At 41.2% G+C, this 16,726-nt stretch carries 24 protein-coding genes and 1 tRNA gene; 4 read left to right on the top strand and 21 right to left on the bottom strand.

Going from position 1 to position 16,726, the window contains the following annotated elements; translation table 11 throughout:
- Positions 1 to 725: 725 nt before the first annotated feature.
- From C825_RS27760 to C825_RS18555, 4 genes are all read left to right on the top strand, one after another.
- Positions 726 to 929 (top strand): Rha family transcriptional regulator, encoded by a 204-nt coding sequence (locus tag C825_RS27760; protein ID WP_233467314.1) that lies wholly within the window; start codon positions 726 to 728, stop codon positions 927 to 929.
- The gene (locus C825_RS18545; RefSeq protein WP_010803609.1) at positions 869 to 1,294 is read left to right on the top strand and encodes a Rha family transcriptional regulator; all 426 of its coding nucleotides are present in this window, start codon (positions 869 to 871) and stop codon (positions 1,292 to 1,294) included. The genes C825_RS27760 and C825_RS18545 overlap by 61 nt, the downstream gene beginning before the upstream one ends.
- Before the next feature lie 75 nt (positions 1,295 to 1,369).
- Entirely contained in the window at positions 1,370 to 1,663 is a 294-nt protein-coding gene (locus C825_RS18550; RefSeq protein WP_010803610.1) for a type II toxin-antitoxin system HigB family toxin, read from the top strand.
- A 12-nt stretch (positions 1,664 to 1,675) separates the two neighbouring features.
- Complete coding sequence (locus tag C825_RS18555) at positions 1,676 to 2,059, top strand: helix-turn-helix domain-containing protein (protein WP_010803611.1); 384 nt, start codon at positions 1,676 to 1,678, stop codon at positions 2,057 to 2,059.
- 317 nt (positions 2,060 to 2,376) lie between these two features.
- On the opposite strand, the gene C825_RS18560 is transcribed toward C825_RS18555, so the two are convergent.
- The 21 genes from C825_RS18560 to C825_RS18660 all read right to left on the bottom strand — a co-directional run bounded on the left by C825_RS18560 (position 2,377) and on the right by C825_RS18660 (position 16,574).
- Entirely contained in the window at positions 2,377 to 2,916 is a 540-nt protein-coding gene (locus C825_RS18560) for a hypothetical protein (protein ID WP_010803613.1), read from the bottom strand.
- Positions 2,917 to 2,993: 77 nt separating this feature from the next.
- Positions 2,994 to 3,533: a hypothetical protein gene (locus C825_RS18565; RefSeq protein ID WP_010803614.1), complete on the bottom strand. Its 540-nt coding sequence runs from the start codon at positions 3,531 to 3,533 to the stop codon at positions 2,994 to 2,996.
- Between the two features lie 4 nt (positions 3,534 to 3,537).
- Positions 3,538 to 3,924: a hypothetical protein gene (locus C825_RS18570; protein WP_010803615.1), complete on the bottom strand. Its 387-nt coding sequence runs from the start codon at positions 3,922 to 3,924 to the stop codon at positions 3,538 to 3,540.
- Between the two features lies 1 nt (position 3,925).
- Positions 3,926 to 4,405, bottom strand: a complete 480-nt coding sequence (locus C825_RS18575; RefSeq protein ID WP_010803616.1) for a hypothetical protein — start codon at positions 4,403 to 4,405, stop codon at positions 3,926 to 3,928.
- Between the two features lie 2 nt (positions 4,406 to 4,407).
- Positions 4,408 to 4,707, bottom strand: coding sequence for a hypothetical protein (locus C825_RS18580; RefSeq protein WP_010803617.1), 300 nt, complete (start codon positions 4,705 to 4,707; stop codon positions 4,408 to 4,410).
- Positions 4,704 to 5,048, bottom strand: coding sequence for a DUF6706 family protein (locus C825_RS18585; RefSeq protein WP_010803618.1), 345 nt, complete (start codon positions 5,046 to 5,048; stop codon positions 4,704 to 4,706). The genes C825_RS18580 and C825_RS18585 overlap by 4 nt, the downstream gene beginning before the upstream one ends.
- A 1-nt stretch (position 5,049) precedes the next feature.
- Entirely contained in the window at positions 5,050 to 6,138 is a 1,089-nt protein-coding gene (locus tag C825_RS18590) for a major capsid protein (protein WP_010803619.1), read from the bottom strand.
- Between the two features lie 19 nt (positions 6,139 to 6,157).
- Positions 6,158 to 6,757, bottom strand: a complete 600-nt coding sequence (locus C825_RS18595; RefSeq protein WP_010803620.1) for a hypothetical protein — start codon at positions 6,755 to 6,757, stop codon at positions 6,158 to 6,160.
- Positions 6,758 to 6,776: 19 nt separating this feature from the next.
- Positions 6,777 to 7,445, bottom strand: coding sequence for a hypothetical protein (locus tag C825_RS18600; RefSeq protein WP_010803621.1), 669 nt, complete (start codon positions 7,443 to 7,445; stop codon positions 6,777 to 6,779).
- Positions 7,446 to 7,591: 146 nt separating this feature from the next.
- A complete protein-coding gene (locus C825_RS18605) occupies positions 7,592 to 9,010 on the bottom strand; it encodes an LPD3 domain-containing protein (RefSeq protein WP_010803622.1) in 1,419 nt (472 codons plus the stop codon).
- Between the two features lie 6 nt (positions 9,011 to 9,016).
- The gene (locus tag C825_RS18610; protein WP_010803623.1) at positions 9,017 to 10,480 is read right to left on the bottom strand and encodes a phage portal protein; all 1,464 of its coding nucleotides are present in this window, start codon (positions 10,478 to 10,480) and stop codon (positions 9,017 to 9,019) included.
- Positions 10,481 to 10,702: 222 nt separating this feature from the next.
- Positions 10,703 to 10,787: transfer RNA gene (locus C825_RS18615), tRNA-Ser, on the bottom strand.
- Between the two features lie 33 nt (positions 10,788 to 10,820).
- On the bottom strand, positions 10,821 to 12,128 hold the full coding sequence (terL, locus tag C825_RS18620) for a phage terminase large subunit (RefSeq protein ID WP_232434127.1): 1,308 nt from the start codon (positions 12,126 to 12,128) through the stop codon (positions 10,821 to 10,823).
- A 128-nt stretch (positions 12,129 to 12,256) separates the two neighbouring features.
- The gene (locus C825_RS18625; RefSeq protein ID WP_010803626.1) at positions 12,257 to 12,745 is read right to left on the bottom strand and encodes a helix-turn-helix domain-containing protein; all 489 of its coding nucleotides are present in this window, start codon (positions 12,743 to 12,745) and stop codon (positions 12,257 to 12,259) included.
- A 2-nt stretch (positions 12,746 to 12,747) separates the two neighbouring features.
- Positions 12,748 to 13,341 carry a GTP cyclohydrolase I gene (gene folE / locus C825_RS18630; RefSeq protein WP_010803627.1) on the bottom strand — a complete coding sequence of 198 codons (594 nt, stop codon included), beginning with the start codon at positions 13,339 to 13,341 and terminating at the stop codon, positions 12,748 to 12,750.
- The gene (locus C825_RS18635) at positions 13,296 to 13,841 is read right to left on the bottom strand and encodes a 7-carboxy-7-deazaguanine synthase QueE (RefSeq protein WP_010803628.1); all 546 of its coding nucleotides are present in this window, start codon (positions 13,839 to 13,841) and stop codon (positions 13,296 to 13,298) included. The genes folE and C825_RS18635 overlap by 46 nt, the downstream gene beginning before the upstream one ends.
- On the bottom strand, positions 13,825 to 14,160 hold the full coding sequence (gene queD / locus C825_RS18640; protein ID WP_010803629.1) for a 6-carboxytetrahydropterin synthase QueD: 336 nt from the start codon (positions 14,158 to 14,160) through the stop codon (positions 13,825 to 13,827). Before queD ends, C825_RS18635 begins: the two co-directional genes overlap by 17 nt.
- Positions 14,161 to 14,164: 4 nt before the next feature.
- Positions 14,165 to 14,866: a 7-cyano-7-deazaguanine synthase gene (locus C825_RS18645; RefSeq protein WP_010803630.1), complete on the bottom strand. Its 702-nt coding sequence runs from the start codon at positions 14,864 to 14,866 to the stop codon at positions 14,165 to 14,167.
- Entirely contained in the window at positions 14,847 to 15,590 is a 744-nt protein-coding gene (locus C825_RS18650) for a hypothetical protein (protein WP_010803631.1), read from the bottom strand. Before C825_RS18650 ends, C825_RS18645 begins: the two co-directional genes overlap by 20 nt.
- Positions 15,587 to 16,066: a ParB N-terminal domain-containing protein gene (locus C825_RS18655; protein WP_010803632.1), complete on the bottom strand. Its 480-nt coding sequence runs from the start codon at positions 16,064 to 16,066 to the stop codon at positions 15,587 to 15,589. Before C825_RS18655 ends, C825_RS18650 begins: the two co-directional genes overlap by 4 nt.
- 34 nt (positions 16,067 to 16,100) lie before the next feature.
- Complete coding sequence (locus C825_RS18660; protein ID WP_010803633.1) at positions 16,101 to 16,574, bottom strand: VRR-NUC domain-containing protein; 474 nt, start codon at positions 16,572 to 16,574, stop codon at positions 16,101 to 16,103.
- Positions 16,575 to 16,726: the final 152 nt, after the last annotated feature.

The following is a 16,726-nucleotide window of genomic DNA, read 5'->3' on the forward strand; positions in this document are numbered from 1 at the left end:
TACTTTTAATAGGATTAGTTTATAACTAGCCTATCTTGATGACGGAGAGTAAATCTCCCTCTCGGAGATTTCTAACCTCTCTTTCTTTTTATCTTGATGATAGCAACCTCCGGCAAGAAAGTCGAATCCATCCACGGCTGCATTTGCAAAATAATGAATAAAAATTTGCATAATCAAAAATAAGTACCCAAATTTGCATCGCTTATCATATTTAACTAACGGATGCGGGAAAGATTCGCTCGCATGACAATGCCGAGCATTTTTTATGCCCGTACATTATTGTATAACGATACTAGGTATTCGTGTACCCCTGTGTGGAACTGTAATGGAACCACAGCATCCGTTGGAATGTGATAAGCAGCAGGAAAGGCACGAATACCTTTTTTATTGAATTTGATTATGCTTATCAATTCCAACGATTCCAATGCCGCAAATAATAGTAACGGCAAAAGAACGGCTCAACCCTCCGAAATGGGTAAGTACTCCACTCCAGAACTGCAAGCCGCATTCAATACCGGCCGAGAGATAGGTAGAACCGAAGGTATGCTATCCTATCAAAGGCATCTCATGAACCAACTCTTCAATGAAAATCAGAAATTGAATGAAAAACTTAGAGAACAGAAAGGAGGCCAACAATGAAAGCCTCCACTCCTACCCAACAGCAAAATCTACAATTTTCAGAATTGGTACAAGTTCGAGAAGGGCAACCGGTGACAACTTCACTCATGGTTGCAGAGTATTTTGGTAAACATCATAAAGATGTTCTTCGGGCAATTAACTTACTAGATTGCAGTGATATTTTCAGAGAGCGCAATTTTGCGCCCTCTGAGTATTCTCGTAAAAATGGGAACGTTACAGCAAATTACCCATGTACTACATCACCCGCGACGGCTTCACCTTCCTCGTTATGGGTTTCACTGGTAAAGTAGCAGCCAAGTTCAAGGAGTACTATATCAATGCGTTCAATGCTATGGAGGAAACATTGCGAAAAAATGAAACAAACTCAGTTGTAGAATTGAAACGTCAGTTTACATATATCAGTGACCAGCTTATCTCATATATGAGCAAGCTTGAGAAAAAGATGCAGGATGAACAATCACAAAAGAATCCGGTCAACGAACTTTTCAATAATACTCATAATCCGAACCATTATCCGAAAGAGTATTTCCTGGCCATATTGGACTGTTTTTCTTCTTTCCTTAAAGAAGAATTCGACAAAGGGCAATGGAGAGGTGGAACTTCAGGAAGACTGGTATCAAGGATCGAAGCTACAAGAACATTATATTTGGAATAAAATATCCACACAAAAACTTCCACATTTGGGAATTATATTATATCTTTGCATCAAAGAGAAACAAACAACAGAAATATGAAAATCATTGATTCAGAAAAGCTAGAAAAGTTCATCCGCAAGCATGCTGATGCAGACAAGGCAATCCAGAAATGGATACAAATATGTGAGGCTGCTGATTGGAAAAGTCACTCTGACTTGAAAAATGATTTTCTTTCTGCCGATTATGTAGGTAACAGCCGATATGTATTTAACATCAAAGGTAATAATTATCGGATTGTAGCTGTTGTTACGTTTTTCGCAGGCCGCATGGTTATCCGCTTTATCGGAACTCATCCGGAATATGATAAAATTGATGTAAAAACTATTTAATAAGGAGGGCGTATGATTATCAAAAACGATGCTCAGTATAGAGAACATAAAGAAGCGATGGAGGTGATTATCACGAAAGGGACTAAGCTTGGCGATATGGAACTTTTATCACAGTCGGACAAAGACGAATTTATCCGTCTCACCGATGCGATCCATGAATGGGAGGCCGCTTATCATCCACTGCCCGGTAAAGTCTCCTCACTGATAACAGACGAGATAAAAAAGCAGATGGTAGATAAAAAGATCAAACAAAAAGAAGCCGCAAAAATGCTCGGTATATCAGAGTCCAGGGTAAGCGAATTATTGAACGGTAAACGTGCGCTTAACCTGAACATCGCAAAACGCTTACGTGATTGTTTCGGAATCCCAGCAGATTTCATCCTAGACAATATCTAATACAAAAGCCCGGCCAACTTCACAGTCTGCCGGGCTTTTTTGCCAAAATTCATCACTATGACAAAACATATCACTACTCTATCCTAATATATACTAAATTGATTTCATTTTCCGGACCCTTTTCTTCTGACCGGTATCAAAGTCTGTTACTTCAACCCATTCTCCGGAATCATCATCTTCACTCTCATCGTCTTTGTATAAAGTTTTATTTCGTTCATTGACTATGTATCCATGTTCGCGAAGCATTGCCAAGATAAGAACCATACTACTATCGAGTGTTTGATCATGTGTATAGCCAAATGCCTCATTGCAGGAAACTAGGAGCATGAAGCTACTTTGCGGCTCCGGTTCTTCCAGGTCTCGTTGTTCTTTTGAAGGGCTATTAACTCCTCTTCGTCTAGCGGGCTTACAGCTTCCAGCGCTGTGATAGTACGAGAAAAAGGGTTGCAACCGATCCGGAACAGGATCGCATTGAGAAGGATATAGATGTCCTCCCAAGTACAATTATCCTTTAAAACCTCCCGGAACCAAGCCGGCATATTTCCTTTTTTGTTGTGAATGCCGAGACAGACGATCTCAAAGATTATCTCATCGTACTTTGCCATCAAGTCGGCGATCTCATTGTTAAAGCCTGTATCCTTATTGGCCGTCAGTATTTCCCGATCTTGCTTATCAATATGCAGTAAAAGCGGTTTTATCCGGAACCAGGTACGAACCGTAAGCGGAGTAATAACTATGCTATCCCCTAGCTTTTTCCCTTCCGGTAGCAGATCTAACCGGGTGAACTCAAAGGGAATCTTAACCGGCTGATCCGTTACCACATTACTTTCAATCTGAAGTACTTGTTTTACACTCATGTTTTCCTTTAAAATATAAAAGCCCGAGGTTATCCCCGAGCTTTTCTTGATTTACGTTTGACTACTGCTTTAGCCATTCAGCTCTCTGATGGAGGAACCGGAGCCGTAACTGGTTTTACTTCACGGCAGTAAGGCGCAGATCGAACACCAGCAGCAGAAACAGGGGTCATAATGGTAGCTTTCACCAGCAGTAAATCAGTCTCTTCTTTTCCTGGAGCCTGACTCAAACGACCAGCAATAGAAGCCTTGACGAATACATACTCTGTATACTTACCATTATACGGAGAACTCTGTAATTTAATCGTCTTTATAATTGTAGGTGTTGAAACAGGTGCTTCCCATTTATCTCCAGTTACCGTTCCCCCACAATGAGCCTTAAGCTCTTCTGCAGTAGGAGAAGGAATGGTATATTCGATACTTGAAGGATCCCCCTTCTTTGACACGACCGCCCACGGGTCTTCTCTCCCCATAGCCGTAAAGCTAATTTCTTTAGGTTCTGAGAAGTTGAAAGTCACAGTATCAATTTCGGGATACTGAGTATACTCTGTTCCTGCTACACCATCACCTGGTTCTGCAACTCCTAGATAGTCAATATCTAATGCTAAACTTCTTTCCATATTATTAATCAATTTCCGTAATTACTTCAAATCTTATATTCGTACAATCGAAGCCTTCTTTTGCTTCGCCAAGAGATTCAGACCAGACGATCCGGGATTTCCAATACATGCCGAAAGGATGTTTGATGTTTCGTAGCGCAGACTTTATGTTTCGTACCGTTCCTTTCATTAGTTGTCGATCAGGCATGCCATTCGATTGATTCTTCACAAATACGTTGATATTGACCGTGCCTTTATTTACGACCTCTGTTTCATTCAGCGGAAGCATCCGAACTGTGATATGATTCTTTGTCTCACCATCAGCAGATCGATCCTTATACAGGATAAAGCCGGTACTGGCCGGTTCAACCGCATCAAAAACAATATCAACTATATCAAACTGATCCGCCATATCAATATCCTTTTTCCGCTAATTTATCAAACAGGGTTTTACTTTGTTTTCTGATCCAGTCTTCCGCATGATCGGCAGCCGAAGAGATCACGTCCTTATTTTCCATCGCTTCAACGATAACAGCATATTTCATACCTGCAACACCGATCAGGACAAAGCCTTTGTTATAAAGCGTGGCCAATTCGCCTGTTAGGCGCTTAGCTCTCTGTTTACCGGTTACTTTGTCTGTCCCTTTATCTGACAATTCGAAGTTTTCAGATAAAACTTTACCATTCGCTACAATCACATAGCCTACGGAAGAGCGAAGATTACCTGTATGATCATTATACTTACCCTTTTCGCGGGCAATCTTGACAAACTCCTCACCGGCTCGTTGCATCAATATATACATCTTCTCTTCTGCCCGATCAATATGATAATTGAACCAACGTTCGACTTCTTTATCAGACCATAGAGGTGTTAATCCGCCTTTCTTTGCCATAGCTACACGTAGATTACAGAATGAGACTGGAACGGTTCCCAACAGATGATGTCGACATCTAACCCGATACTATCGATCCGGATATGATTTGCATTCGGTACCGGGCGCTCCTTTGTCGAAAACTCACCATGCACAGGACGTTCTTCTCCGTCGATATTCTTCTTGACGCCACCACCGCTATCTCTCGAAGGGTAATACTGTCCTTTAAGCTCTATTTCCATAGGCTCGCCAGCCATCCATTCCCCTTTTACTAGGGAACCGGTAGGAATCGTTACAATCGCTATATGTGAATATCGCTTCATGATGTATACTTCGCTCTTCCGGTTAAACGAATCGGCCTTTTCTTCGGCTGCAATTCTTCGGCTTTCTCCGGCTCCCCATTCTGCCGGTACAACCTGGCTGCCGTCTTTAGAAAGTCAACGCTGCTCCAGGTAACAGACAGTTTGTTTTCGGTAAAGTCTGGATTATTGCCAATCATAGCATACATGTCTGCAGCGGCTAAATTAACAGATTTCATATCTTTAGAAGGTGTGTACTCCACCGCCCCATCCAAGGAGCGGTTAGGAAGTACAACCTTTTCAAGATATTCCTCGCATTCATCCAATGCAGGAAAAGCTAATATGGTATCCCGGACAGTTGCCATCTTAAATAAATTTGCTTGTGCTGTTTGTGTTCAAGATGTAGAACGTACCAGGGTTATCAATTACCGTAAAACAGTGGGCTTCACCTTTTGTCTTTTCACAGACCGGATCAACATCTGACCATTTTGTAACAAGCACATGACCTTTCTTGGCCTGAATTGCGTATTTCTTTACAGATTCTGCATCTTCCTCGGCAATTGGACCGTGCTGCATACGGCCGAACTTCTTGTCAATAGCAAATGTGATGTAACCGGGTTTCCAACCTTCCAATTCTGTGCGAACATGATCCTCGTCCTCAAATGACAGGTCGGAATCTTCAATCAGGATAATAGTCGGTAACCTTTTCTTTGTAAGCAGCTTGTTCAAGTCTTCCAGGAATAGATCGCCTTCATAGGTTCCGTGAGTGCTGGTCAACAAATAGCCGTAAGCCTCCTTCACTTTCTTTGTTTCAGCAATCGCGTCGAATGTGGCTTCGTCCATGAACATATATTTCACCTTACCTGTCTTTTTTGATGCAGCCTTAACCCTTTTGGCTTCAGCGAAAATATCAAAGTCTTCATTCGTCAACAATTTGCTTACGCACAATTTATTTTCTTTTGGAATACCCAGGTCTACATCCGTCTCGGTTACAATACCGTTGTTGTTCTCCGCATTCAACGAAATACGTCCAGTAGAGGCTGCCTGCAAAGCTAGATGTTCACATCGGCCATCGATGGCATCCACAACAAAATCAACATCACCAAACACAAGATGAAGGATCTTCTGCTTCTCTGCATCCCCTTGAACTCCCTTGCTCAGACGTTTGTAGGTCAGAAAATCTTTTTCACGCATAGTGCGTTTAACAGCCATCTTCGCAATTTCTCCACTAGCCTTTCCAATCACCTTACGACCTTTTTCCGGAGCAGCAGAATCATAAGAGATAACATCTGCTACAATCGTGTTCCCTGATTCAGCAGCCAAGGCTTCCCATGTAAGCTCATCGCTGTAATCCAACGGAAACAAGGTCGGCCAATAACGAGGAACACCTTCTTTTTTCTTCAGATAAGCCTTCAGGCGCTTATCCGTAAGTTCTTTCAATAAACTTCTTTCCATATACTTTTCGTATTAAATATTAATCTTCAAATCGCATCATCGGCAACGCATCACGGAATACCTTCGGTGCACCGTAAGCCATATTTGCCACATTATAAGAACCACGGAGCGAAATGCCTGTTTCAGCATGGCTCTTAGTCAGATCGATCTCATTTTTAGCTACCCCGTAAGGAGCATACAGCAATTCACTTTTACCACCGGCAGCATCTTCCGCTTTTACCTGGTGCAGTGTCTTTCCTTCCGATAAGGCTTTACCTAAAGATGTTCCAACAGTGATCACATCGTACTGAGGATTACTTCTGTCAATCGCAGTAATTGCATAAGCCTTTACCCCTACGACATCGCCACTGGTTACAAATTGACCAACCTTAAATTGAGAATTCTTTTTCACTTGGTAAGATGTAGCATCGGCTGCGGCATTGGCAAACAGAACAGCTGCAACTAACAAATGATACAGACCTTTCGTGTCCCGACCAACAAAGAATCCCGGAGCAACGCTGTCTGAAACCGATTTATCCAAATCAGCCATTGCGATTGAACCACCACCGGCTTTATCTTCCAGCTCCCTTATGATAAAGGGCATGTACTGATACTCTTTCTTCGTGCTGTAATTATTCATACTTAAAAATATTAAAGATTTATAATTCTCTACCCTTGAACGCCGGAGCATCTTCATTGCCGGAACTCAAAAAGCTATCAAATTCACTGTCAGATACACCACCAGCGGCTGGAATATAGTTACCTTCAGCTACAGCTTTAGTGATGAATTTCTTCGCCATATCGCCATACGATTTAACCTGCGCTTCCACTTCTGCATCTAAATTCTCTGCATCGAGATTCACACGACCGATATAGTCATCAATAAAATCATCATCAATCTTCCCCTTCATCTTTGCCCTTACCAGCTCCGTTTTTTGATTTTTCTGCTGACTGATCGCTAACCCTTTGACTAGATCGGTCAAATCTCCAATCTGTTTTTGCTGAGTGCTAAAATATGCCTGCAATTCAGGGGAAAGCTTAGACAGATCAGGAATAGCGGGGTTAGGAGGTGTAGGATTCTGGATAGGTTTACCGTCCTTCAAACCATGATTTTTCTCATATTCAACAATTGCCGCAGCCTTAGCATCCGCTTGCGCTGCTTGCTCTGCTTCCGAAATGGCAGGCAGAATATTTTCCTTGAATAATGCCACACATCCTTCGATACTTTCCTCTTTCTCGATCTTGAATGTTTTCTGAATACGCTCCGCAAATTTTTCTGGAACACCAGCTGCTACACATGCAGCAATGATTAATTGTAAAATTGTCATACCATTAATGTTTTCTGTTTAAAATATAAGTGTGGAAACATTTTTTTCTTTTATTTCCGCATAATCAAAAAAAACTATTTATATTTGTAGTAATAAAAGGGATTTAAAGAAGACTGTATTGGATTGCACATCCTTTGTCAAGTTCTTTACTTCCCTTTTATCTTTTCCACTATCGAATAGAACATGGATCTTCCATCTCTCATTTCCCTGATAACAGCATAAGATTTGCCACCAGCTATGTCAATCTCTATATAATGGTAACCCACAACCATAGCATTGTCTTTTTCATCCGGAGCGAACTTTACATACTGCCCGTCGCTAATTAGCTTGTCAATACGCCTCAAGGCTTCATTCTTCGCCGTTTGATCCTTATGAGGTTGATTAAGCGCCTCCTTTATTCCGGTCATAGTGAACTCTATAGGGCCGCTCAAGTTGCTCGCGAAAGATGATTTGCCTACCAGATTACTTTTCGCCCATTCTTTTATCTCAGTACGCTGCTTTTTAACCTGCTCTTTTGATGCCTGAGTCAATCCACTGCTCACTGGTATTGGTTTATCCTCAAAGTATTTTCTATTGTTTTTGACAGTATAAGAATTTTTTACAGCCTCATAATTATTATTGATAAAATTCTTTGCGCCTGCCGGTATATGAGTGATAGCCTTACCCTGTGGAATGGTATCGTCTAATAAATAATCTGCAAAGTCATCGTGGTCCATCAGGATGGGGACACAGAAACAAATACAAAAAGGATGATTTCCAACAAATACATAATCCTTCGGATATTTTCCAACCATCGCATCACAAATCTTACACGGACCGTGATTATTTGCAGATCGCTTAACCTCTATGCCAAGAACAAAGTCCATTTTCTGCCACCGGTCATGGTCTGCCTTACGATAATTCATATTTGTATTGGTAGCCGACAAACGAAGAGCATTCATGTAACTACTTCGATACACACCTTGTCCAGGATGATAATCTTTCATGGGTGTAGATAGTTGCAGCTTGCCATTCTTATCGCGCACACGCCGAAAGCGTTTTTCCGGATTCTTTAGAAGCTGCCTTACATCACTACTGATCTCTCCAGCTGCCCTGCCAACAGATAAACCACTTCCAAGAAACAACTCTATCTGATCCTTTGTAATATCTACTATATTCCATACTCGATCCGAAAGGGTGATTCCATTGTCTACGCGGTTCTGGAAAGCCTTCAATGCTTCCCTGTTTCGGTAAAACATGCCATCTTTTACAACAGAGCTGATCGACATTCCTTTGATATAACGCTCTACAAGATCGTCATTCTTCACCTGTCCCCGCTGCCAGGCGTCAACACCAAAAGACTGAATATTATCAAGAAGACTTTTCTGCAGATTCAATAAAGAGCGATCAATACCTTTTTCAACTGAAGAATTACGCACCCACACATTCAGCTTGCCAGTTTCAGTCCACTTTCGTAGATACCCAGATATCTCACGAGAGAACTGATTGAATATATTTCCTATCGCTCCCTGCTGGATCAGTATTTTTTGGATATGTTGTCGCTCATAAAATGATAGCTCAGGCATGATAGTTTACATAAAAGTGCTACCCAGCGGATTATTATTCGATGCCTCTTCTCTATCTTCTGCTTGCATCTGTTGTATCTCTTCGTCTACATCCTTGGTGAAACGAGAACGTGCAGTGACCGTCTTACGGCTATTGATCGGTTTGTTTCCATTAGCAATAGATAAGACTTCCATCTCTTCGCGCAAATCATCCGGGAGAACAGAACCAAAAGTAATCTCGACATCATTGTCCTCAAAATGACGTACCATAGTCGGATCGCATATCTTTGTAATACCTGCGATGATAATATGAGCTGCACGCTGAACTGCAGGTTCGAATATTTCCATCTTTTCCATAGCCTTGATAAAGGCATCCATAAACATAAACTTCATGCCTATGCCGGTAATGTTGCCTACATCCTTTAGATTTTCGAAGGATAAGTTAGGAGTGGATGTTCCGGAGAATACTTCATTTATATTTGTTTCTAATTCCAGTTTTACAGATTCAACGGACTGCTGCCATACCAAATAGTCTGCATCACCATGATACTCTTTGCCGGAGTCTTGATCAACCTTAACTTCAAACTCGATCTGTTTACCAACCGTATTTTTGCTTGGAAGCATTGTGGCTCCATAGCTTTTCAATATAGGTTCAGAGAAATAATCATTCGTGTCAAACAAACGGGAAATACGCAGTTCAATAGCATCCATTGCAGAAACAATATCTTCCCATTCCGGCAGATCTTGCTCTGCATACACAATGGATATTTTGCCAAATAGGTTCGGTTCTGTGGTTGTAACCCATGTCCCATCCATATCAATAGAAGTTATATTCTGATCGGCTGTCTGGATCCACACGTAGTCGTGCTCTTTGCTATCTTCCGGATTGATCGCTTTATATCGACGCGTAAAAGCGTCCATGTCGCCAAAGTCATCAAAATGGGGATAAAATTCTCCGTTCTTTTGACTCAATACACGAACCCGGAGCTCAATAGCTGATTTTCCATCACTCGCTATCACAGCTTTCGGATAGAACAGTAATGCAGACTTGGTTTCAATCATTACCGTCCGGGCAAACTCTTTGAAGATGGCTTTCATCTTCAATTTTTTCTCAACGACTGCCCGAAAATACTCAGTTCCATCATTATCTTCAGTAAATGAGATATTCATATCCCCCCCGAATAAAAATGCAACTGCTGTACGAACAATCTTCTTTGGTATATTTGTATTGATTTTGGCTACCGGAACAGTGTCAGTGCCTATCTTTTTAGGGATTTGATTACCTTCGTCGTCCTCTTCAAACTCAGTATCTGAATAAAGATCAATTTCTTTATCCTTCCGATTCCCGACCGATGTTTCACGGCGGGTGCGGTCACCTTTATACTCTTTGAGGTAAGCTTCTTGTTCCCGGCCTTCAATCGTATCCTGACACAATATTTCAACGACTTTTTTAAAGTCAGGTTCTTGTAAGATGGTTGCTATATCTGGCATATACTTTTCTCTTAAAATATAAAAGGAGAAAAGTCGTAACATCAAAAAGCCCCGGAGTACATACCCCAGGGCAAAACAACCAAATTATTCAATGCAGTTAAAAGTGCTGCTCACTTTATATCCTCGGGCGATGCTATCATATTTGCAACTATGAAACAGATACATTCCATTCGCGACTAAAACAACACCTGCTTTCACATCGCCCTTTCTCTCAAGTTTTTGCGGATAGTGAAGGATTCGAACCTCCGTAGCCATAAAGCTAACTTGTTTAGCAAACAAGCACATTCAACCACTCTGACAACTATCCAGATGCATAATAATATATAAGCAACAAAATAAATTACCTGACAATTACCCCTCGGGAAGTCTTCTTCTTTTCTTTCTTAAACTTCATACCTAAGGATTCGGCAAATTCAGCAAGTATTGTCACCCCATCCGGTGCATCGTCATGTTTATTGCCACCTTCTTTTTTGTATGAAGTGAGACCTTTCATAAATTGATCATAATCGGAGCCTTTCTTGTATTCTCCTTCAGCAAGAAAATACAGATGCTTTTTTATCCATCCGGATTTCATCAGGATGCGAGTTTCTTTGTGTTGCGTTGTTGGCCGTGCTTGAATTAAGCATTTCCCTCTCTTTGCTACAACTTCCTTTCGTACAGCAATAGAGAAAATACGACCACCATTGTTTGATTCAATACGCATCTGATCACAACCAGTATCAAGTATTGTTTGTGCCAAGCGTGGCTGAGTAATCTCAACAGCATCCTTCGTAAATACAACATCTGTAATGAATATCTTTTCACCAAATACTTTACCGAATGGAGCAGAGAAATTATCGTCTCCTTCATCAGCCACGTCACAGGCACCGATAACGCCATCCGGTTGCTTACCTTCGATATCCGCCAACTTGAACCGATTGAGCTCTGATTTGGGGAATAACAAACCTATCGCTTCGATCGGATCCTGCATATACTCAGCACACCAGATCATATCTTCTGTCTCTTCCCGCAGTTCCAGGTAGTATTCCGTCGTATGAACATCCTCGCAGAACGATTCGTCGTTTTCATCCAGGGCAGAGATACGAATAATTTCGTCATACTTCCCCATTTCCTCCATACGGCCAAGAACGTCTGTGGCCGACCAGCGTGTACCGATATCGATCGAGCAGCAGTTCCCTTCGATACGGGAATCATGTGTTCCCTGCTTCCAAGACCAAACCTTTTCGTTATTGGTGTCAGATAGTGCATCTTCCAAACTCTTATACAAGTCGTCGGTCATGGCCAGCATAGAAGCACCAAAGCCGATCACCGTACCACCTACACCGGCACCGAAGTAACTAACCTGCCGGGCAGCGTCCAAGCTCCAGCCATGCACATTCTGTTTATCGCCACGCAGCTTTACATCCGGGAATATCTCTTTGAACCGGGAAGAGCGGACAATATCACGGGTATCGTAGGACAGTTTGTTATACAACGTATCGGAACAACAGTTACGCATAACCGATTCTTCCGGGAAGTGGCCAAGCATCCACGAAATGAACAAGGATGATATATAGGACTTCCCGGCACGTGGCGGCATAGAGACGGCCAGCCGACGAATCACACCCGACAAATACGATTCGTACACCCGCGTAAAAGCGTCCGCCACCTTCTTCAAAAACAAACGCTTAGCGAAGAACTTAGGGTCATGATATAAACAATAGGCCCAGAAATCATTCCGAGCCCCGTTTGCGCAATATAGTCGCCGCCTTTGCCTGCCTGATCAATATTTCTCTCTTACTCTTTTTCGCCACGGATAATTGCTGCTAGTTCTTCATCTGACATTGATTCCAATTCATCACTTAGCTTAACCTGGTTCTCCACCTCTTTCTTATCCCGCCACTTGCCAGGTTGCCGGTTCTTCAGCCAGAAAATGGCGGCAGTTGTGTCCGGAGGGTAATGTTCGATATATTCCACCTTGTCCGTAATCTTCCCCTCGTTGGTAGCGAACTTCGTCGCTCTGGCATCGTAACCAATCGCACGGCTATAAAGTCTCGAAGCAACATTTGCATCTGCTACAGCTTTTCCCTTTTTTAAGGACTCAAGAAATTGAGGGAACTTCTTCTTCCAACTATTCAACGTTTGTTCCGAAACAGAGAAGAATTCAGCAATCTCCTTATCTGTTGCACCTAACAGACAAAGTTTTAGAGCCTGCTCTGCATATTCTTCTCTATATTCAGACTTACGCCCCCTACTTTTCTTTTTTACTTCATTCTTCTCTGACATACTTAACCAAAACTAACGAATCGGGACAATTCTACCTTCAACTCAGGTAAACTTCCATTATCTAAATAGAAAGAAGAACGCATTTTGCCTTCTTTCTTTACACCACGCATCGATTTACACAAGTGTTCTCCCTCTAACACTATACCCATTGCCAAAGGTGGATATTCCGAACCTAACGCTTCTTGGATCATCACAATGATATCTTTCGCCAATCGCTCTTGTACCTGTAATCGTGCCGCACAATAATCAACAACACGACCAACTTTCGATATCCCCAATATCTTACCTTTGGGATTAGGAATATAAGCAAACCAATACTTCCCAAAGAAAGGCATCATGTGATGTTCACACATTGAATAGAATCCACCTGAATCTGCGATAACACTATTACAAGAAAGGCCATCCATTCCATTGGGGAAGACTGTTATTTTAGGCACCTGTGCCAGATCATATCCACGAAAGATCTCTTTCCACATCCTTATAATACGATCCGGTGTTTCTTTCAAGCCCTCCCGAAAAGGATTTTCACCTATAAAAGAAAGAATCGTTCTTATCGCACATTCAATATCTTGTGTATTTGTAGACTTAATTTCCATTTCGGATGCTCTTTAATATAATTAATAACTTCCTTCGTATTCTGACCGGAACAAGGCTGCAAATAATATATTCCTGCTGAATATTTATCATATTGCGACATATCCTGTCCGATATAAACTACCTTCAATTCATTAGGATTGATCACGACTGTTTTACCGCCCTCTTTCGGAGAACACGTAATCCAGTCTATATTTACAGGTGGAACCAAAGTTCCATTTGTTTCAATTTGAACGAATCGACCGGTAGCTTTAATCTTGTCAACCAAATCATACGTAACCTGCATACAAGGTTCACCACCCGTCAATACAACATGTAAAGCCGGATAACGCCTTATTTCTGCAATAATATCATCATCACTTAACATCTTGCCTTCTTTGTGTTCTGTATCACAGAACGGGCATCTCAAGTTACATCCAGAGAAGCGAACAAAAACAGTCGATGTACCGGTAAAATACCCCTCTCCCTGGATACTGTAAAAAATCTCATTTATCTTTTTCATACCACGCTATATTATTCTCCGATTCCTGGACCATCACTTTAAAACATTGGGGTATCTGATTACAGATCCATTTCGCAATATTTTCCGCTGTCGGATTAAACGATAATACCTCATTCAAGTTCTTATGATCCAATTTTTCCTGAATCATTTGCTTAATATGGGCAAAGTCGACAACCATACCATCTGGATTCAACTGCTTAGATCTACACCAAACAATTACAATCCAGTTATGTCCATGCAAGTTCTCACACTTACTCGTATAAGAGAGATTCAGATGATGAGACGCTGAAATTTCAAGACGTTTCCTTACTATATACATAAATTTATCGATAAAGAGTTAATACTTGTCTTATCTCTTCCTCCTCACGTTTCCGACCATACTCGCCTGATTCAATCAAAGGAAGTATTTCACGTTTTATATAAGATATATTCCTTTCTATTACTTCTTCCGAAAACGGATATCCGTTCAATGCAAAAGCAATAAATTTACGGAAACACGGTTTACAGCTCCAACATTCGTGCCCATCAACGGGAGCATAACAGCTGAACGACGAACTAAACGCTTCACTAATACTGCCTCCTTGAATTATATATTGCTTCAACAACTCTGTCTTAGTATATGCTTTATAATCCAAATTTATCCTGATCGTTCGTTTCTCAGTCCAATGTTGTTTCTGATAGAGATATCCGAGTAACTCCTCGTACAATTCGGCAAATACAGGTGATTTATCAAGAACCCGGTCACCGGCTGTCGCTCCCAAACAGATTTCGTCGCCATAATTCGTTGCGATACCAATCAAATACATATTCCTAAGAGGAATAATCTTATCTTCACGTTCCCATTTTGATAAATCCAACTTTTCAATAATGGTATCATCCGGAAGACGCTTCATTTCCTCTTTTGAATAACGGGTATTCATATCAATATAAAGCCTTATATCCGGTTTCCAGAGTTTGTCAATCAACCAACTATCCATACCTCCTGAATACAAAAGGACCTTTTTGTTATAAGTATTGTTCTGCATACCTTTGAAATTTTATCCATTCATTAAAATTGTGTCTATTCGATAAATCATGATTCTTAGCCCGCATTCCTTTTGGCGGATTGCGATATACCATTTGCTTGCCATTGAAGAAATAAATTTGCCCAAATCTGGAACCTGACAACCAAGTCGTACTATCAACACTATCAAACTTCAAAAAAGGAAGAAGTGTCGTATTTGTAAATCCAAGCCCATGAATACGAGTACCGGCAGAATGAGCTTGATCGATAAACCACTTTAATATCATAGGATTCTCTCTTATCCGCCGACCTTCTTCCATTGTCGAAGTCGTACCAATCGCAACATAAGGATAATCCTCACACATCCGAATAAAATAATCCTTTCCTCGACTTGCATGCCAAACAGGAATAGGCTGCCGTCCTATGCGATCTTCCAAATATCTACGATAATACTCAACCCTCTCCAATCCGACAACAACATCTATATCCAGTTCAAAGAAACGTTGAATATTATTTTTCAGAACAAAGTCTGCATATTTCTTAACATAGCCATCCCAACCAAAACTATCATTTTTTCCCGAAAAGGCAGAAAACGCACCGCTATCAAGAATATGTTTCTCTTGACAAACATAACTACCATAACGTCCCGATTTATGCTCCCAAAAAGAACTTAAAAGATAGATATCTTTCGTGTCGATATTCCACCGTTTGGCACAAGACTTATAACCGGCAAGGTATAAGATCATAACTCTATCTCCCTTCCACAATGGGGACAAATCATAGTCTTTCTCTTATTCTCCACCTTATCTGCTCCCTCAAAGAAACGGTCTACATCTGTCGGTATATCATCAAATGGAAGCTCCAACTCCCAATCACCAAGTTCGTCAATACCAAAATCTTCAACTACAGCTACGAAATCGAACATAGAAGTATCTGATGTATGGTTATCAGCCAGAGCCAAAAGCTTTCTTTTTTCATCCTCTGTAGACAAATCCGTTCTTCTGATAGCAATCAGTTCATTTCCGTCAGACTCTACAACACGAACCTTTAACCCCAGCTCCAAAGCCTGCTCATAAACACCATTCCCTGCAATGATAACATCATTCTTATCCAAAAGAATAGAACGGCCGGCACCACAATCCTCTAGACTCTTCTTTATAAGCCGTTTATTTTTATCGGTATGAATACGATAATTCCGAGGGTCATACTTCAATTCTGCCATAACTTTTATTCTAAAATATAACAGGGGAAATCTATTAACCCAGATACTGCTGCAGTTCCCGAATAGCCTGTTCCACGCTTCGAACAATCACATATTTACTACCTGCCATTTCAACCTGGCGTTGGTATTCCTTTTGCTCTGCAGACTGTTTACCTGTAGATGTCTTGAACTCTAGACAAAGAGAAGCATATCCCTTTTTCGGTATCTGAAGGATCACATCAGCTACACCTCGTTTAACGCCTTGGCGCTTCATATTAGCCGCTTCTATTTTATGCCGGCTGCCACCGTTCGGGACTGCAAAAAGAAGTCGATCCGGCAAGTTCGGAAAAAATAAAGGAACCTTACTGAAAAACTCCGACTGAATCCGAGCTTCTTCGTTATCATGGTGTTGCTTTTGTTTTGGAAGGTTCTTTTTATCAGAGTAGCAGTTATAACAGATATGCCCTTCTTCAGTTTTGATCACAGAAACCGTTTCCCGGCCACAGACTATACATTTTTGCGCTTTCATATCTCAGTTTCACATAAGATATAAAGGACAGAAAAAAGTCCCCAGGATCACTGAGGATTTTCTTAACTCACTTATTGCGTGATTTGAGTAGTATTCTCACAATAAAATAAAACTTTTATATGAGTTTAGATATTTCACGAAAACATTTTCTG

This window comes from Parabacteroides sp. ASF519 (genome assembly GCF_000364265.2).
GTDB classification, from domain to species: domain Bacteria; phylum Bacteroidota; class Bacteroidia; order Bacteroidales; family Tannerellaceae; genus Parabacteroides; species Parabacteroides goldsteinii.

Coding starts and splice junctions, on each gene's coding strand:
- C825_RS18550 (WP_010803610.1), top strand. CDS start 1,370: ATGAAAATCATTGATTCAGAAAAGCTAGAAAAGTTCATCCGCAAGCAT.
- C825_RS27760 (WP_233467314.1), top strand. CDS start 726: ATGGTTGCAGAGTATTTTGGTAAACATCATAAAGATGTTCTTCGGGCA.
- C825_RS18660 (WP_010803633.1), bottom strand. CDS start 16,574: ATGAAAGCGCAAAAATGTATAGTCTGTGGCCGGGAAACGGTTTCTGTG.
- C825_RS18655 (WP_010803632.1), bottom strand. CDS start 16,066: ATGGCAGAATTGAAGTATGACCCTCGGAATTATCGTATTCATACCGAT.
- C825_RS18555 (WP_010803611.1), top strand. CDS start 1,676: ATGATTATCAAAAACGATGCTCAGTATAGAGAACATAAAGAAGCGATG.
- C825_RS18570 (WP_010803615.1), bottom strand. CDS start 3,924: ATGGCGGATCAGTTTGATATAGTTGATATTGTTTTTGATGCGGTTGAA.
- C825_RS18600 (WP_010803621.1), bottom strand. CDS start 7,445: ATGACAATTTTACAATTAATCATTGCTGCATGTGTAGCAGCTGGTGTT.
- C825_RS18560 (WP_010803613.1), bottom strand. CDS start 2,916: ATGAGTGTAAAACAAGTACTTCAGATTGAAAGTAATGTGGTAACGGAT.
- C825_RS18545 (WP_010803609.1), top strand. CDS start 869: ATGTACTACATCACCCGCGACGGCTTCACCTTCCTCGTTATGGGTTTC.
- C825_RS18610 (WP_010803623.1), bottom strand. CDS start 10,480: ATGCCAGATATAGCAACCATCTTACAAGAACCTGACTTTAAAAAAGTC.
- folE (WP_010803627.1), bottom strand. CDS start 13,341: ATGGAAATTAAGTCTACAAATACACAAGATATTGAATGTGCGATAAGA.
- C825_RS18605 (WP_010803622.1), bottom strand. CDS start 9,010: ATGCCTGAGCTATCATTTTATGAGCGACAACATATCCAAAAAATACTG.
- C825_RS18595 (WP_010803620.1), bottom strand. CDS start 6,757: ATGAATAATTACAGCACGAAGAAAGAGTATCAGTACATGCCCTTTATC.
- C825_RS18565 (WP_010803614.1), bottom strand. CDS start 3,533: ATGGAAAGAAGTTTAGCATTAGATATTGACTATCTAGGAGTTGCAGAA.
- C825_RS18585 (WP_010803618.1), bottom strand. CDS start 5,048: ATGGCAACTGTCCGGGATACCATATTAGCTTTTCCTGCATTGGATGAA.
- queD (WP_010803629.1), bottom strand. CDS start 14,160: ATGTATATAGTAAGGAAACGTCTTGAAATTTCAGCGTCTCATCATCTG.
- C825_RS18580 (WP_010803617.1), bottom strand. CDS start 4,707: ATGAAGCGATATTCACATATAGCGATTGTAACGATTCCTACCGGTTCC.
- C825_RS18590 (WP_010803619.1), bottom strand. CDS start 6,138: ATGGAAAGAAGTTTATTGAAAGAACTTACGGATAAGCGCCTGAAGGCT.
- C825_RS18635 (WP_010803628.1), bottom strand. CDS start 13,841: ATGAAAAAGATAAATGAGATTTTTTACAGTATCCAGGGAGAGGGGTAT.
- C825_RS18575 (WP_010803616.1), bottom strand. CDS start 4,405: ATGGCAAAGAAAGGCGGATTAACACCTCTATGGTCTGATAAAGAAGTC.
- C825_RS18650 (WP_010803631.1), bottom strand. CDS start 15,590: ATGATCTTATACCTTGCCGGTTATAAGTCTTGTGCCAAACGGTGGAAT.
- C825_RS18625 (WP_010803626.1), bottom strand. CDS start 12,745: ATGTCAGAGAAGAATGAAGTAAAAAAGAAAAGTAGGGGGCGTAAGTCT.
- C825_RS18645 (WP_010803630.1), bottom strand. CDS start 14,866: ATGCAGAACAATACTTATAACAAAAAGGTCCTTTTGTATTCAGGAGGT.